Here is a 14,535-nt window from a genome sequence, read left to right as displayed (position 1 = left end):
GGCACAGCGCCCACGGGTTATCCACAGGGTTGACACGGTCCTGGGCTCCCCTCACCATTGAACCGAACGATCGGTCGGTAGGGAGATTCGGCACCAACGAGCACGAGGGGGCACGGCATGACCACGACTGCGCCGGAGGCAGGAGCGCTCGAGGCGGTGTTCGACGCCGCCGTCGCCGCCGACGAGCGCATCGAGCCACGCGACTGGATGCCCGACGCCTACCGCGCCGGCCTCGTCCGGCAGATCGCCCAGCACGCCCACTCCGAGATCATCGGCATGCAGCCCGAGGCCAACTGGATCACTCGGGCGCCCTCGCTGCGGCGCAAGGCGATCCTGATGGCCAAGGTCCAGGACGAGGCGGGCCACGGCCTGTATCTCTACAGCGCCGCGGAGACCCTGGGCACCAGCCGCGAGGAGCTGCTCGACAAGCTGCACAGCGGCCGCCAGCGCTACTCCTCGATCTTCAACTACCCCACCCTGACCTGGGCGGACGTCGGCGCCATCGGCTGGCTCGTCGACGGCGCGGCCATCACCAACCAGGTCCCCCTGTGCCGCTGCTCCTACGGGCCCTACGCCCGCGCCATGATCCGCGTCTGCAAGGAGGAGTCCTTCCACCAGCGCCAGGGCTACGAACTCCTCCTCGCCCTGAGCCGGGGCACCGAGGCCCAGCACGCCATGGCCCAGGACGCGGTGGACCGCTGGTGGTGGCCCTCCCTGATGATGTTCGGCCCGCCGGACGACGAGTCGGCGCACTCCGCCCAGTCCATGGCCTGGAAGATCAAGCGTCACTCCAACGACGAGCTGCGCCAGCGATTCGTCGACATCTGCGTGCCGCAGGCCCAGTCGCTGGGGCTGACGCTCCCCGACCCGGACCTGCGGTGGAACGAGGAGCGCGGGCACCACGACTTCGGCCCCATCGACTGGGACGAGTTCCACGAGGTGCTCCGGGGCAACGGCCCCTGCAACGACCAGCGGCTCGCCCAGCGTCGGCGGGCCCATGAGGAAGGCGCCTGGGTGCGCGAGGCTGCCGCGGCGTACGCGGCCAGGCATGGGGAGGCAAGCGCATGACCGGCACCGACTGGCCACTGTGGGAGGTGTTCGTGCGCAGCAGGCGCGGCCTGTCGCACACCCACGCCGGCAGCCTGCACGCGCCCGACGCGGAGATGGCCCTGCGCAACGCCCGCGACCTGTACACCCGGCGCGGCGAGGGCGTCTCGATCTGGGTGGTGCCGTCCACGGCGATCACCGCCTCCTCGCCCGACGAGAAGGACCCCTTCTTCGAGCCCTCCGCCGACAAGCCCTACCGCCACCCGACCTTCTACGACATCCCCGAGGGGGTGCAGCACCTGTGACCGCCGCACTCGCTCTGGGCGACGACGCCCTCGTGCTCTCCCACCGCCTGGGGGAGTGGGCCGGGCACGCTCCCGTGCTCGAGGAGGAGGTCGCCCTCGCCAACATCGCCCTCGACCTGCTCGGACAGGCCCGTGTGCTGCTCTCGCTCGAGGGGGACGAGGACGAACTCGCCTACCTCCGCGAGGAACGTGCCTTCCGCAACGTCCAGCTCGTCGAACAGCCCAACGGCGACTTCGCGCACACCATCGCCCGCCAGCTCTACTTCTCCTCCTACCAGGAGCTGCTGTACGGACAGCTGGCGAGCGAGGGACGGTCGGCCTTCGCGCCGGTCGCGGCGAAGGCGGTCAAGGAGGTCGCCTACCACCGCGACCACGCGGAGCACTGGACGCTCCGCCTCGGCGACGGAACGCCCGAGAGCCACGAGCGCATGCAGCGTGCCCTGGACTCCCTGTGGCGGTACACGGGCGAGCTCTTCGAGCCGGTGGAAGCCCTGCCCGTCGACTGGGCCGCGCTGCGCGACGGCTGGCTGACCACCGTGACCGACGTCGTGGCCCGCGCCACGCTCACCCTGCCCGGCGGCCCCCAGGTCGGCGCCTGGACGGCCGGCGCCGGACGGCAGGGCATCCACACCGAACCGTTCGGCAGGATGCTCGCGGAGATGCAGCACCTGCACCGCAGCCACCCGGGGGCGACATGGTGACCACGCACACGCCCATCGGCCCCACGCCCATCGGCCCCGCTCCTCTCGGCCCCACGCCCCTCGAGGAGGAACTCCGCGCGCTGGCCGGGGCCGTCCCCGACCCCGAGCTGCCGGTGCTCACCCTGGCCGAGCTCGGCGTGCTGCGCGGCCTGCACGTCACCGGCCCCGGCCGGGTGGAGGTGGAGCTCACCCCCACCTACACCGGCTGCCCCGCCGTCGAGGCGATGTCCGCGGACATCGAGCGCGTGCTGCGTGATCGGGGACAGGAGGATGTGACCGTCCGTACGGTCCTCTCCCCGGCCTGGTCCACGGACGACATCACCGCCGAAGGACGGCGCAAACTCGCCGAGTTCGGCATAGCCCCGCCCAGGACGACGGGCCCGGTGAGCGGCCCTGTGCCGGTCGACCTCGCCATCCGCTGCCCGCACTGCGGATCCACCGACACCACGCTGCTCAGCCGCTTCTCCTCCACCGCCTGCAAGGCCCTGCGCCGCTGCGAGGCATGTCGCGAACCGTTCGACCACTTCAAGGAGTTGTAGATGGCAGCGGCCCGCCATGGCGCCTTCCACTCCCTGCGAGTGGCGGCCGTCGACCCGCTCACCGACGACGCGGTCGCCGTCACCCTCGCCGTGCCCCCGGCGCTGCGCGAGGACTTCCGCCACGTCCCCGGCCAGCACCTGGCCCTGCGCCGGACCGTGGACGGCCGGGAGATCCGCCGCACGTACTCCCTCTGCGGCCAGGCGCCCGGCGCCGACGGGCCGCGCACGCTGCGGGTGGCGGTGCGGCTGGTGGACGGCGGCGCGTTCTCCACCTACGCGCTCAAGGAGCTGGCCCCCGGGGACACGGTCGAGGTGATGGCCCCCGCCGGGCGGTTCGTGCTCGAGCCACGCCCCGGTCACTTCGCCGCGATCGTCGGCGGCAGCGGCATCACGCCCGTGCTCTCCATCGTCTCCACGCTGCTGGCCCGCGAGCCCGAGGCCCGGTTCTGCCTGATACGCAGCGACCGCACGACGGCGTCGACGATGTTCCTGGACGAGGTCGCCGACCTCAAGGACCGCTATCCCGGCCGCCTCCAGCTCGTCCAGACGCTCTCCCGCGAGGAGCAGCAGGCCGGTCCGGCGTCCGGGCGGCTCGACGAGGAGCGGCTGACCCGGCTGCTGCCCGCGCTGCTGCCGGTGGACACGGTCGACGGCTGGTTCCTGTGCGGCCCCCATGGCCTGGTGCTGGGCGCGGAGGCGGCGCTGCGTGCCCTGGGAGTGGCCCGCGAGCGCATCCACGAGGAGATCTTCCATGTGGAGGACGCGCCCTCCGGGCCGCGCGCCGGGGCCGGGGCGCCGCCCGGTCCGGAGCACAGCGCGGTGACCGCGACGCTGGACGGGCGCAGCGGTAGCTGGCCGGTACGGGACGGGGAGTCGCTGCTGGAGACGGTGCTGCGCAACCGCCCCGACGCCCCGTACGCCTGCAAGGGCGGGGTGTGCGGGACGTGCCGGGCGTATCTGGTGTCGGGCGAGGTGCGAATGGACCGGAACTTCGCTCTGGAACGGGAGGAGCTGGACGCGGGGTACGTACTGGCCTGCCAGTCGCACCCGGCCACGGAGAAGGTGGAGCTGGACTTCGACCGCTGACGTTCCCAATTCCCTCCCACTGCCCTAACTTGACGATCCGTCAGGTAATCCGACGCCCTGGGGTGGGCGCGAGCGGAGGGGCCGGGCAGTGGACTTCACCTTCACCGAGGAACAGCAGGCCGCCGCCGAGGCGGCGCGGGCCGTCCTGTCCGGGGTCGCCCCCGACGCCGTGCCCAGCCCGGCGCTGGTGCCGGGCGCCGTCGCCGAGGACTTCGACCGCTCCCTGTGGCGCCGGCTGGCCGGTTCCGGCCTGCTGAGCCTGATGGTTCCGGAGGAGCACGGCGGCGCGGAGCTCGGGCCGATCGCCCTGTGCCTGGTGCTGCGCGAGGCCGGGAAGGTGCTGGCGCGTGTTCCGCTGCTGGAGACGAGCGCGGCAGCCCTGGTCCTGCGGACGTACGGCACCGCCGGCCCGGGCCGCCTGCTGCCCGCGATCGGCCGCGGCGAGCTCGTCGTGACCGTCGCCGCCAGCGGCCGGACCGGCCACGACGGCGCCGAGCTGGCCGTCACCGCCCGCCCCGACGGACGGGCCCACTGGCTCCTCGACGGGCTGCAGACGGCCGTTCCCTGGGCTCAGGGCGCCGACCGCGTCCTGCTGCCCGCCCACACCGCCGAAGGCCGCGCCGTCCTCACCCTCGTCCCACCGGACCGCCCCGGAGTGACCCTCGCCGACCAGGTCTCCACCAGCGGCGAGCGGTACGCACAGGTGGCGCTGGAGTCCGTACGCGTCCGGGAGGACGAGTTGATCACCGCGGACGGCGCGTGGGAGTGGCTGCGCGGTCTGCTGGCCACCGGCACCTGCGCCCTCGCCCTCGGCCTGGGCGAGGCCGCGGCGGCGATGACAGGGGCGTACGCGAGCAAGCGCGAGCAGTTCGGCTTCCCCATCGCCACGTTCCAGGCGGTGGCCGTCCAGGCGGCCGACCGCTACATCGACCTGCGCTCGATGGAGGCGACGCTCTGGCAGGCGGCCTGGCGCCTGGAATCGGGAGCGTCGGGCCCGCTGCCCGTGGCGGCCGACATCGCCGTCGCCAAGGTCTGGGCCGCGGAGGGCGTACGCCGCGTCGTCCAGACCGCACAGCATCTGCACGGCGGCTTCGGCGCGGACACCGACTACGCCCTGCACCGCTATCACGCGTGGGCCAAGCAGCTCGAGCTCTCGCTCGGCCCGGCCGCCGCCCACGAGGAGGCCCTGGGCGACCTCCTGGCCGCCCACCCGCCGAACGGCTAGATCACCGATCGGCCAGGACACCGACCGGCTAGGACACCGACCGGCTAGATCACCGTGCCGGGAGTGCCGTCGGCGGACACGACCGGGCGGCCGGCGGCCTCCCAGACCTGCATCCCGCCGTCGACGTTCGCCGCGTCCATGCCCTGCTGCACCAGGTAGGCGGTGACCTGCGCGGAACGGCCGCCGGCGCGGCAGATGACGTTGATGCGGCCGCCCTCGGGCGCCTTCTCGGTCAGCTCACCGAAGCGCGCCACGAAGTCGCTCATGGGAATGTGCAGGGCGCCCTCGGCGTGCCCCGCCTGCCACTCGTCGTCCTCGCGCACGTCCAGCAGGAAGTCGTCCGACGAGAGGGCGTCGACGCCGACGGTGGGAATCCCGGAACCAAAAACCATGAGCCCGACGCTACCCGACCAGCGACGCCAGATGGGCCTCGCGCTCGGCGATCTGGACCACCAGGCCGTCGGCGATCTCCACCAGCAGCCCGTCCGGGTCGTCCGGCGCCATCTTGATCATCGCGCCGATCGCGGAGGACTCCAGGTCGGCGGCCACCACCGACAGCAGTTCCTTGCGCTCGGCCAGCCACTCCAGCCGGGCGTACAGCTCCTCGGCGAGGCTGGGCCGCCGCTGCGCGGGCACCGGCCCGGCCGCCCACTCCTCGGCCAGTTCGCGCAGCAGCGCCTCGTTGCCCTCGCCGTAGGCGGCGTTGACCCGCACGATGAAGGCCTCGCGGCGCACCCGGTCCGCCTCGTCCGGCGCCAGGTCCGGGTGGGCCTTGCGGACGAGCTCGCGGTAGGCGCGGCGGGCCTCGTCGCTGGGGCGCACCCGCTTGGGGGGCTGCACCGGCTTCTCGGTGAGCATCGCCGTCGCCTCCGGCGAGAGTCCCTCGCCGTCCATCCAGCCGCCGAACAGCTCGTCGACCCCCGGCATGGGCTGCGCCAGCCCGCGCATCTCGCGCGCCCGCCGCTGGTCCTCGGCGTCGCCCGTGCGCGCGGCGACCGCCTCGGCGATCAGCGCGTCCAGCTCGTCGAGGCGGGCGTACATCGGGCCGAGGCGCTGGTGGTGCAGGCGGGAGAAGTTCTCCACCTCCACGCGGAAGGTCTCCACCGCGATCTCGAACTCGATCAGCGCCTGCTCGGCGGCCCGTACGGCCCGCTCCAGCCGCGTGGTGTCCTCGGCGGGCCCGGGACCGGCGGCTCCGGGGCTCGCGGATCCGGGGTCGGCGCTCTGCTCAGCTTCCGGGTTCATCACCCGCCCAGCGTACGAGGTGCCCGCGGGCCCCGGGCACGGCTTCCCGCCACGCGGCCCGGAACCGGCCCCGGAACCGGCCCCGGACCCTCCTCACACCCCCGTCTCGGCCGGCAGCCGGCCGGAGCGCACCGCGGCCAGCAGCTCCGCGTGGTCCGCCTCCGTACGGTCGGCGTAGGCCACGGCGAATGTCGCGATCGCGTCGTCGAGCTCCTCGCTCTTGCCGCAGTAGCCGGCTATCAGGCGGGGGTCCGCGCTGTGGGCGTGCGCCCGGGCCAGCAGGGCGCCGGTCATGCGCCCGTAGTCGTCGAGCTCGTCGCTCGCCAGGGCCGCCGGGTCGACGCTTCCCTTGCGGTTGCGGAACTGCCGTACCTGGTACGGCCGTCCCTCGACCGTCGTCCATCCCAGCAGCACGTCGCTGACCACCTGCATCGACTTCTGTCCCAGCACCACGCGCCGCCCCTCGTGCCCGTCGTCGGGCGACGCGAAGCCCGCCGCGCGGGCGTACGGCAGCAGCACCGAGGGCCGGGCCTCCTTCACCTGGAGCACCAGCGGCTCGCCGCGGTGGTCGAGCAGCAGCACCACATACGAGCGCAGCCCGACGCTGCCCGTGCCCACCACGCGGAACGCCACGTCCTGCACCGCGTACCGCGCGAGCAGCGGCAGCAGGTCCGGCGGCAGCGTCCGGGTGTACGGGCCCAGCGCGGCGGCGACGGCCGCCGCCTCCCGGTCCGGCACGCGGCGCAGCACCGGCGGCGCGTCCACGAAGCGCCGCCCGCCCGTGCCGTCCTTCTCCGTGGCCTTGGCCGCGAAGCGCGCGCTCGTGTTGCGCCGGGCCTTCTCCCCGACCCGCTCCAGCGTGCCGGCCAGCTGATGGGCGTCCGCGTGGGAGACGAGCGCCTCGTCGGCGATGGCGTTCCACGCCTCGATGGCCGGCATTCGGGCCAGCAGCCGCATCGTGTGCCGGTAGGCCCCGACGGCGTCGCGCGCCGCCGCCCGGCAGGTGAGCTCGTCGGCCCCCGCCTCCCGGCCGGCCAGCACCAGCGACGCGGCGAGCCGCTTGACGTCCCACTCCCACGGCCCGTGCAGGGTCTCGTCGAAGTCGTTCAGGTCGATGGTCAGCTCGCCCCGGGCGTCCCCGTAGAGGCCGAAGTTGGCGGCGTGGGCGTCGCCGCACAGCTGCGCGCCCACGCCGGTGACGGCCGTGTCCGCGAGGTCGTGGCCCATCAGGGCCGCGGAGCCCCGCAGGAAGGCGAAGGGCGAGGCGGCCATGCGGCCCACGCGTATCGGCGTCAGCTCCGTCAGCCGCCCGGCGTTGCCCGCCTCGACCGACTCCACCGCGCCGGGCCGGGAGCCGTCCGGCTTCCAGTCGGCGTGCGCGCCCCGGGGGACCCGCTCCCGCAGCGCCTTCCCGGCGGCCTTCCCCTGGCCCTTGCCGCCCTTGCGCGCGGCCCCTTCGGCCGCAGGACCAGCGAACCCAGGTATGTACGGCAGTCGCGTCATCGCGGCGCCACCTCCCCCTTCACCACGGCACGGCGGCTTCCCCCCGCGCGGCGTCACCGGCGTCGACTCCCCACGACGGTACCCCTCGCCACCGACAACGCTCCGACGGTCCGGATACCGGGGCACGCTCGAAGCCGGGACGGCAACTGCTCCTGGGGGAAGACGACTTCACTCCGGTCCGCCCGGACGCGGCGGACGGAACGCAGCGGACGGGACGTAGCGGACGGCCCGTGTCCGCCGGCCACCCGAGGCGGTCCGGCACGTCCTGTGCTGATGTTCGTCCGATGTTCGTCGGCGGCATCGTGGTAATCGTCACTGTTGATGGCCGATGGGCGCGACCGTGCTCGTCGTCCGGCTCGTGGGCCGCCGTCGCGGATTCCGGTTCGTGCTCCGGCGACGACCGGAGGAGGCCGCGCCCCCGTCCCGCGACGGGCCGGAGCCCGCCGGGTGCGGACATGACGAAACGGCCCCTCCGGGTGACTCTCGTCACTCGGAGGGGCCGTTTCGCATTGTGCGCGAGGGGGGAGTTGAACCCCCACGCCCTTTCGGGCACTGGAACCTGAATCCAGCGCGTCTGCCTATTCCGCCACCCGCGCATGGGTGTGTCTTCTGCTTTCCGACCGTTCCCCCGGCGTTTCCGCCCGGTTCGTGTCCGTCCGCCTTCCGACATGCAGAACATTAGCACGGCCCGGACGGCACCTTCACACCCATTGCCGCCGCCCCGTGCTCAGGGGGGCCGCGAGGAGGGCTCCGGTTGCGGGACACTGGCCTCAAGGCGGCTCTACGATCCCCCGTGGGCGACGTGCGCGGCCGAACAAGGCGACACTCGTCACTCATGGCGTCGAAGGGGAACCAGCTGTTTTCCCGACGCGTGGATACGATCAGTAAGCAGTATCAGGAACGACACTGAGCATCAGAGACGTCACTGAGGGAAGGAGGTGCCCCGTGGGAGTACTGAAGCGCTTCGAGCAGCGACTCGAGGGTCTCGTGAACGGCACCTTCGCCAAGGTGTTCAAGTCCGAGGTGCAGCCGGTCGAGATCGCGGGCGCACTCCAGCGGGAGTGCGACAACAACGCGACCATCTGGAACCGCGACCGCACCGTCGTCCCGAACGACTTCATCGTGGAGCTGAGCGCACCGGACTTCGAGCGGCTCAGCCCGTACTCCGGCCAGCTCGGCGACGAGCTGTCCGGCATGGTCCGCGACTACGCCAAGCAGCAGCGGTACACCTTCATGGGGACCATCAAGGTCCACCTGGAGAAGGCCGACGACCTCGACACCGGTCTGTACCGGGTCCGCAGCCGCACCCTCGCCTCCAGCGAGTCGCAGGACCCGCAGCCCCGGCAGCAGGCCGCCCCGCGCGGCAGCGGCGCCGTCACCAGCGGAGCCGGCTACGCCTCCCCCGCGGGCGCGCCGCCCATGCCCACCTCGCCGCCGCCCGGCGCCCGCCCCCTGCCGCGCACCGGCGGTCCGGGGCCGGGAGCCGTGCCGGGCACCCAGACGCGCCGCTGGATCGAGATCAACGGCACCCGTCACCAAATCTCGCGGCCCACCCTCGTACTGGGCCGCAGCACCGAAGCGGACGTACGCATCGACGACCCCGGGGTCTCGCGCCGGCACTGCGAAATCCGGGTCGGCACCCCCGCTACGGTCCAGGACCTGGGGTCGACCAACGGCATCGTGGTGGACGGGCAGCACACCACGCGCGCTACGCTCCGCGACGGCTCACGCATCGTCGTGGGCAGCACCACCATCGTTTACAGGCAAGCCGAAGGGTGAAGCGGGGGCAATGTCAGAGCTGACCCTCACGGTCATGCGGTTGGGTTTCCTCGCCGTACTGTGGCTGTTCGTCATCGTGGCCGTACAGGTCATTCGCAGTGATCTTTTCGGCACCCGCGTGACCCAGCGCGGCTCGCGCCGGGGCGGCGCCGGGGCCGCGGGCGCCCAGCGCGCCCAGGCCGCGCCGCCGCAGCAGCGCCAGCAGCAGCCGCCGGCCGGCGGTCGCCGCGCGGACCGCGGCCGACGCGGCGCGCCCACCAAGCTGGTGGTCTCCGAAGGCACCCTCACCGGCACCACGGTGGCCCTGCAGGGCCAGACCATCTCCCTCGGCCGCGCGCACGACTCGACGATCGTCCTCGACGACGACTACGCCTCCAGCCGGCATGCCAGGATCTACCCCGACCGCGACGGCCAGTGGATCGTCGAGGACCTCGGATCGACCAACGGCACCTATCTCGACCGGACCCGGCTGACCACTCCGACCCCGATCCCGCTCGGCGCGCCGATCCGCATCGGCAAGACCGTCATCGAGCTGCGGAAGTAGTAGGACCATGACGAGCGGAGGGTGGGCAGCGTGGCTGGGAAGGGGCTGTACCCGGAGCCGACGGGCGAGGTGCGCATGAGTCTGTCACTGCGCTTCGCCGCCGGATCGCACAAGGGCATGATCCGGGAGGGCAACGAGGATTCCGGTTATGCCGGCCCCCGCCTGCTCGCCATCGCCGACGGCATGGGCGGCCAGGCCGCCGGCGAGGTCGCCTCCTCCGAGGTGATCTCCACTCTGGTCACGCTCGACGACGACGTCCCGGGCTCCGACCTCCTCACCTCCCTCGGCACCGCCGTGCAGCGCGCCAACGACCAGCTGCGGGTCATGGTCGAGGAGGACCCCCAGCTCGAGGGCATGGGCACCACCCTGACCGCGCTGCTGTGGACGGGTCAGCGCCTGGGCCTGGTGCACGTCGGCGACTCCCGCGCGTACCTGCTGCGCGACGGCGTGCTGACGCAGATCACCCAGGACCACACCTGGGTGCAGCGCCTGGTCGACGAGGGCCGCATCACCGAGGAAGAGGCCACCACCCACCCGCAGCGCTCCCTGCTGATGCGCGCGCTGGGCAGCGGCGACCACGTGGAGCCGGACCTCTCCATCCGCGAGGTGCGGGCCGGCGACCGCTATCTGATCTGCTCCGACGGGCTCTCCGGCGTGGTCAGCCATCAGACGATGGAGGAGACCCTCGCCAGCTACCAGGGTCCGCACGAGACGATCCAGGAGCTGATCCAGCTCGCCCTGCGCGGCGGCGGCCCCGACAACATCACCTGCATCGTCGCCGACGTCCTCGACGCCGACGGCGGTGACACCATGGCCGGCCAGCTCAACGACACTCCCGTGATCGTCGGCGCGGTGGCCGAGAACCAGATGCAGCTCGGCGACAACGGCGCCATGCAGACCCCGGCCGGCCGGGCCGCCGAGCACGCCCGCGCCCACCGGCCCGTACCGCAGCAGGACGCCTCGGGCGGCTTCGGGCCACCCGGCAGCGGCGACCCGGGGATGGGCGGCGCGCCGGACGGTTCCTTCGGCCCGTTCACGGACGAGGACTTCGTCAAGCCGCAGCGCAAGGGCCGGTGGCTCAAGCGGTCGCTGATCATCGCGCTGGCGCTCGGTCTCGTCGGCGGCGGCCTCTACGGCGGCTACCAGTGGACCCAGACGCAGTACTACGTGGGCGCCAAGGACAACGACCACGTGGCCGTCTACCAGGGCATCAACCAGGACCTGGCGTGGGTGAGCCTGAGCAGGCTCTACCAGGACCACCCCGAGATCGAACTCAAGTACCTCCCGGTCGACCAGCGCAGCCGCGTGGTGGACACGATCACGGTCGGCAGCCGCGAACAGGCCCTGCAGAAGGCCAAGGAGCTCGGCACGCTCGCGGGCGCCTGCAAGAAGGACGACGAGCGCCGCAAGGCCGAGGCGCAGCAGCGGGAGAGCGAGAAGCAGAACAGCGACCGCACCGGTGGCGCCACCAAGGAACCCGGCGCCCCCGAGACCCGCAACAACGCCGTCCAGGCCACCCCGGCACCGTCCCCGGGCCCCACCCTCAGCGAGGAAGAGCAGAAGTTGGTCCCGCAGTGCAGCAGCGCATCGCAGTGAAGCCGTAGGGGGCCATCAAGTCATGTCACCTATTTCACCCATGCCGAACATGCCCAACACCACCAACACCACGACGATCAGCACCGAGGGCGCGCCGAGCCGGCGCAACACCGAGCTCGCGCTGCTGGCCTTCGCGGTGCTGATCCCGTGCTTCGCCTACGCCAACGTGGGCCTCGCCATGGACGGCGAGATGCCCTCCGGTCTGCTCGGCTACGGCATGGGCCTCGGCCTGATGGCCGGCGTCGGGCACCTGGTGGTGCGCAAGTTCGCCAAGTACGCCGACCCCCTGCTGCTGCCGCTGGCCACGTTCCTCAACGGCATCGGCCTGGTCATCATCTGGCGGCTCGACCAGTCGCCGCGACTGCAGGCCCGTAAGTTCTTCACGGCCAGCGCCACCAACCAGCTGATGTTCTCGGCGCTGGGCATCGCCCTGTTCGTCGCCGTGCTGGTCCTCCTGAAGGACCACCGCATCCTCCAGCGCTACACCTACATCTCCATGGTGGCCGCGCTGATCCTGCTGGTCGCCCCGATGTTCTTCCCCGCGAAGTTCGGCGCGCGCATCTGGATCACCATCCCCGGCCTGGGCTCGATCCAGCCGGGCGAGTTCGCGAAGATCGTCCTGGCGATCTTCTTCGCCGGCTATCTGATGGTGAAACGCGACGCCCTGGCCCTGGCCAGCCGCCGCTTCATGGGCCTGTACCTGCCCCGCGGCCGTGACCTCGGCCCGATCCTGGCGGTCTGGGCGTTCTCCATCCTGATCCTGGTCTTCGAGACCGACCTCGGTACGTCGCTGCTGTTCTTCGGCATGTTCGTCGTGATGCTCTACGTCGCGACCGAGCGCACCAGCTGGATCGTCTTCGGTCTGCTGATGTCCGCCGTCGGCGCGGTGGCCGTGTCCACCTTCGAGCACCACGTCCAGGAGCGCGTCACCGCCTGGCTGCACCCCTTCGACGCGTTCAAGGACGGCAGCTCCGACCAGATCGCCCAGGCCCTGATGGCGTTCGGCTCCGGCGGCGTCTTCGGCACGGGCTGGGGTCAGGGTCACTCGGACCTCATCGGCTTCGCCGCCAACTCCGACTTCATCCTGGCCACGGTCGGCGAGGAGCTGGGCCTGGCGGGCGTCATGGCCATACTCCTGGTCTACGGCCTGATCGTGGAGCGCGGCGTGCGCACCGCGCTGGCCGCCCGCGACCCCTTCGGCAAGCTGCTCGCCACGGGCCTGTCCGGCGCATTCGCCATCCAGGTCTTCGTGGTCGCCGGCGGTGTCATGGGCCTCATCCCGCTGACCGGTATGACCATGCCGTTCATGGCGCAGGGTGGTTCGTCGGTCATCGCCAACTGGGCCCTGATCGCCGTCCTCATCAAGATCAGCGACACCGCTCGGCGTCCCGCTCCCGCCCCTGCCCCGTCCCCCGACGCCGAGATGACCCAGGTGGTCCGCCCGTGAACAAGCCCGTGCGCCGGATCGCCATCTTCTGCGGTCTCCTCGTCCTCGCGCTGATGATCCGGGACAACTGGATCCAGTTCGTCCAGGCGGACGAGCTCAAGTCGAACAAGCACAACCGCCGGGTGACCATCGCCCGCTACGGCCAGCCCCGCGGCAACATCATCGTCGACGGGCAGGCCGTCACCGGCTCCCAGGAGACCGGCGGCATCGACTACAAGTACAAGCGCACCTACAAGAACGGCGAGATGTGGGCCCCGGTCACGGGCTACAGCTCGCAGGTGTTCGACGCCAACCAGATCGAGAAGCTCGAGGACAAGGTCCTCACGGGCGACGACGACCGGCTGTTCTTCAACCGCACCGTCGACATGATCACCGGCAAGGGCAAGAAGGGCGGTGACGTGATCACCACCCTCAACAGCAAGGCCCAGGAGGCCGCCTTCAAGGGCCTCGGCGACAAGAAGGGCGCGGTCGCCGCCCTCGACCCGCGCACGGGCAGGATCCTCGCCCTCGCCTCCACCCCGTCGTACGACCCCTCGAAGATCGCCGGGGCGCAGGACGACAAGGCGTGGAAGAGCCTGCAGGACGACAAGAACCAGCCCATGCTCAACCGGGCGCTGCGCCAGACCTACCCGCCGGGCTCGACCTTCAAGGTCGTCACGGCCGCCGCGGCGCTGGAGAACGGCCTGTACAAGGACGTGGACTCCAAGACCGACTCGCCGCTGCCGTGGATCCTGCCGGACACCCGCGTGGCGCTGGAGAACGAGGGCAACATCCCCTGCAAGGAGGCCTCGCTGCGCGTGGCCCTGCAGTACTCGTGCAACACCGTCTTCGGCAAGGTCAGCGCCGACCTCGGCAACAAGAAGATGATGGAGACGGCGGAGAAGTTCGGCTTCAACAAGCCGGTCGACACGCCCGTGCGCGCCGCTCCCAGCGTCTACCCCAAGGACAACCGCCCGCAGAACGCCATGGCGGGCATCGGCCAGGCGTCCAACCGCGCCACCCCGCTGCAGATGGCCATGGTGGCCGCGGCCGTCGCCAACAACGGCAAGCTCATGGAGCCGTACATGGTCGACAAGCTGCGCGCCCCGAACCTCAACGTCATCGAGCACCACCAGCCCAAGCAGATGAACCAGCCGCTCAGCGCCGAGAACGCGCAGAAGCTGCAGAGCATCATGGAGACGGTCGTCGAGAAGGGCACCGGAACCGCGGCCCAGATCAACAACGGCAACGTCAAGGTGGGTGGCAAGACCGGTACCGCCCAGCACGGTGTCGACAACAGCGGCAACCCCTACGCGTGGTTCATCTCCTACGCGAAGACCGGCGACGGCTCGCCGGTCGCCGTCGCCGTCGTCATCGAGGGCTCGGAGACGGTCCGCGACGACATCGCGGGTGGCAAGCTCGCCGCCCCCATCGCGAAGAGCGTCATGGAGGCGGTCCTCGCCACGGAGAAGTGATCCGGCTCACCCGCCGCTTCCGCTGAGCGCCACCGTCTGTACCGGTCGTATATCGGGTGACGGT

14 protein-coding genes and 1 tRNA gene are annotated in these 14,535 nt (G+C 71.7%); 11 read left to right on the top strand and 4 right to left on the bottom strand.

Going from position 1 to position 14,535, the window contains the following annotated elements; all coding sequences use genetic code 11:
• Nucleotides 1-117: 117 nt before the first annotated feature.
• The 6 genes from paaA to AB4K12_RS15480 all read left to right on the top strand — a co-directional run bounded on the left by paaA (nucleotide 118) and on the right by AB4K12_RS15480 (nucleotide 4,903).
• Nucleotides 118-1,068 (top strand): 1,2-phenylacetyl-CoA epoxidase subunit PaaA, encoded by a 951-nt coding sequence (gene paaA, locus AB4K12_RS15505; RefSeq protein ID WP_368434753.1) that lies wholly within the window; start codon nucleotides 118-120, stop codon nucleotides 1,066-1,068.
• Complete coding sequence (gene paaB, locus AB4K12_RS15500; RefSeq protein ID WP_086570932.1) at nucleotides 1,065-1,352, top strand: 1,2-phenylacetyl-CoA epoxidase subunit PaaB; 288 nt, start codon at nucleotides 1,065-1,067, stop codon at nucleotides 1,350-1,352. The genes paaA and paaB overlap by 4 nt, the downstream gene beginning before the upstream one ends.
• Nucleotides 1,349-2,053 carry a 1,2-phenylacetyl-CoA epoxidase subunit PaaC gene (gene paaC / locus AB4K12_RS15495; protein ID WP_368434752.1) on the top strand — a complete coding sequence of 235 codons (705 nt, stop codon included), beginning with the start codon at nucleotides 1,349-1,351 and terminating at the stop codon, nucleotides 2,051-2,053. Before paaB ends, paaC begins: the two co-directional genes overlap by 4 nt.
• Entirely contained in the window at nucleotides 2,047-2,592 is a 546-nt protein-coding gene (gene paaD, locus AB4K12_RS15490; protein ID WP_368434751.1) for a 1,2-phenylacetyl-CoA epoxidase subunit PaaD, read from the top strand. The genes paaC and paaD overlap by 7 nt, the downstream gene beginning before the upstream one ends.
• Nucleotides 2,593-3,678 (top strand): 2Fe-2S iron-sulfur cluster-binding protein, encoded by a 1,086-nt coding sequence (locus AB4K12_RS15485; protein ID WP_368434750.1) that lies wholly within the window; start codon nucleotides 2,593-2,595, stop codon nucleotides 3,676-3,678. It begins immediately after the preceding gene.
• An 88-nt stretch (nucleotides 3,679-3,766) separates the two neighbouring features.
• On the top strand, nucleotides 3,767-4,903 hold the full coding sequence (locus AB4K12_RS15480; RefSeq protein ID WP_368434749.1) for an acyl-CoA dehydrogenase family protein: 1,137 nt from the start codon (nucleotides 3,767-3,769) through the stop codon (nucleotides 4,901-4,903).
• 44 nt (nucleotides 4,904-4,947) lie between these two features.
• On the opposite strand, the gene AB4K12_RS15475 is transcribed toward AB4K12_RS15480, so the two are convergent.
• The 4 genes from AB4K12_RS15475 to AB4K12_RS15460 form a co-directional block, all read right to left on the bottom strand.
• Nucleotides 4,948-5,295 carry a rhodanese-like domain-containing protein gene (locus AB4K12_RS15475; protein ID WP_086568725.1) on the bottom strand — a complete coding sequence of 116 codons (348 nt, stop codon included), beginning with the start codon at nucleotides 5,293-5,295 and terminating at the stop codon, nucleotides 4,948-4,950.
• 10 nt (nucleotides 5,296-5,305) lie between these two features.
• Nucleotides 5,306-6,148, bottom strand: coding sequence for a J domain-containing protein (locus AB4K12_RS15470; RefSeq protein ID WP_368434748.1), 843 nt, complete (start codon nucleotides 6,146-6,148; stop codon nucleotides 5,306-5,308).
• Nucleotides 6,149-6,241: 93 nt separating this feature from the next.
• A complete protein-coding gene (locus AB4K12_RS15465; protein WP_368434747.1) occupies nucleotides 6,242-7,651 on the bottom strand; it encodes a DUF2252 domain-containing protein in 1,410 nt (469 codons plus the stop codon).
• A 512-nt stretch (nucleotides 7,652-8,163) separates the two neighbouring features.
• Nucleotides 8,164-8,247: transfer RNA gene (locus AB4K12_RS15460), tRNA-Leu, on the bottom strand.
• A gap of 349 nt (nucleotides 8,248-8,596) precedes the next feature.
• Between AB4K12_RS15460 and AB4K12_RS15455 the strand changes: the two genes are divergently transcribed.
• From AB4K12_RS15455 to AB4K12_RS15435, 5 genes are all read left to right on the top strand, one after another.
• The gene (locus tag AB4K12_RS15455) at nucleotides 8,597-9,430 is read left to right on the top strand and encodes a DUF3662 and FHA domain-containing protein (RefSeq protein WP_086568720.1); all 834 of its coding nucleotides are present in this window, start codon (nucleotides 8,597-8,599) and stop codon (nucleotides 9,428-9,430) included.
• Between the two features lie 10 nt (nucleotides 9,431-9,440).
• Nucleotides 9,441-9,974, top strand: coding sequence for an FHA domain-containing protein (locus AB4K12_RS15450; protein ID WP_368434746.1), 534 nt, complete (start codon nucleotides 9,441-9,443; stop codon nucleotides 9,972-9,974).
• A gap of 75 nt (nucleotides 9,975-10,049) precedes the next feature.
• Complete coding sequence (locus AB4K12_RS15445) at nucleotides 10,050-11,570, top strand: PP2C family serine/threonine-protein phosphatase (protein WP_368434888.1); 1,521 nt, start codon at nucleotides 10,050-10,052, stop codon at nucleotides 11,568-11,570.
• Between the two features lie 49 nt (nucleotides 11,571-11,619).
• Nucleotides 11,620-13,017, top strand: a complete 1,398-nt coding sequence (locus tag AB4K12_RS15440) for an FtsW/RodA/SpoVE family cell cycle protein (protein WP_086568718.1) — start codon at nucleotides 11,620-11,622, stop codon at nucleotides 13,015-13,017.
• On the top strand, nucleotides 13,014-14,471 hold the full coding sequence (locus tag AB4K12_RS15435) for a penicillin-binding transpeptidase domain-containing protein (protein WP_368434745.1): 1,458 nt from the start codon (nucleotides 13,014-13,016) through the stop codon (nucleotides 14,469-14,471). Before AB4K12_RS15440 ends, AB4K12_RS15435 begins: the two co-directional genes overlap by 4 nt.
• The last annotated feature ends 64 nt before the right edge of the window (nucleotides 14,472-14,535 follow it).

Origin of the sequence: Streptomyces sp. C36 (assembly GCF_040932295.1) — a bacterium.
Lineage (GTDB): Bacteria > Actinomycetota > Actinomycetes > Streptomycetales > Streptomycetaceae > Streptomyces > Streptomyces triculaminicus.
Note: the sequence above shows the minus strand (reverse complement) of the source record. Positions and strands in the feature narration are given on the sequence as shown.

Excerpts from the sequence above, each read along its gene's own strand:
- paaA (WP_368434753.1), top strand. The coding sequence starts at position 118 with ATGACCACGACTGCGCCGGAGGCAGGAGCGCTCGAGGCGGTGTTCGAC.
- paaB (WP_086570932.1), top strand. The coding sequence starts at position 1,065 with ATGACCGGCACCGACTGGCCACTGTGGGAGGTGTTCGTGCGCAGCAGG.
- paaD (WP_368434751.1), top strand. The coding sequence starts at position 2,047 with ATGGTGACCACGCACACGCCCATCGGCCCCACGCCCATCGGCCCCGCT.
- AB4K12_RS15485 (WP_368434750.1), top strand. The coding sequence starts at position 2,593 with ATGGCAGCGGCCCGCCATGGCGCCTTCCACTCCCTGCGAGTGGCGGCC.
- AB4K12_RS15475 (WP_086568725.1), bottom strand. The coding sequence starts at position 5,295 with ATGGTTTTTGGTTCCGGGATTCCCACCGTCGGCGTCGACGCCCTCTCG.
- AB4K12_RS15470 (WP_368434748.1), bottom strand. The coding sequence starts at position 6,148 with ATGAACCCGGAAGCTGAGCAGAGCGCCGACCCCGGATCCGCGAGCCCC.
- AB4K12_RS15465 (WP_368434747.1), bottom strand. The coding sequence starts at position 7,651 with ATGACGCGACTGCCGTACATACCTGGGTTCGCTGGTCCTGCGGCCGAA.
- AB4K12_RS15450 (WP_368434746.1), top strand. The coding sequence starts at position 9,441 with ATGTCAGAGCTGACCCTCACGGTCATGCGGTTGGGTTTCCTCGCCGTA.
- AB4K12_RS15445 (WP_368434888.1), top strand. The coding sequence starts at position 10,050 with ATGAGTCTGTCACTGCGCTTCGCCGCCGGATCGCACAAGGGCATGATC.
- AB4K12_RS15440 (WP_086568718.1), top strand. The coding sequence starts at position 11,620 with ATGCCCAACACCACCAACACCACGACGATCAGCACCGAGGGCGCGCCG.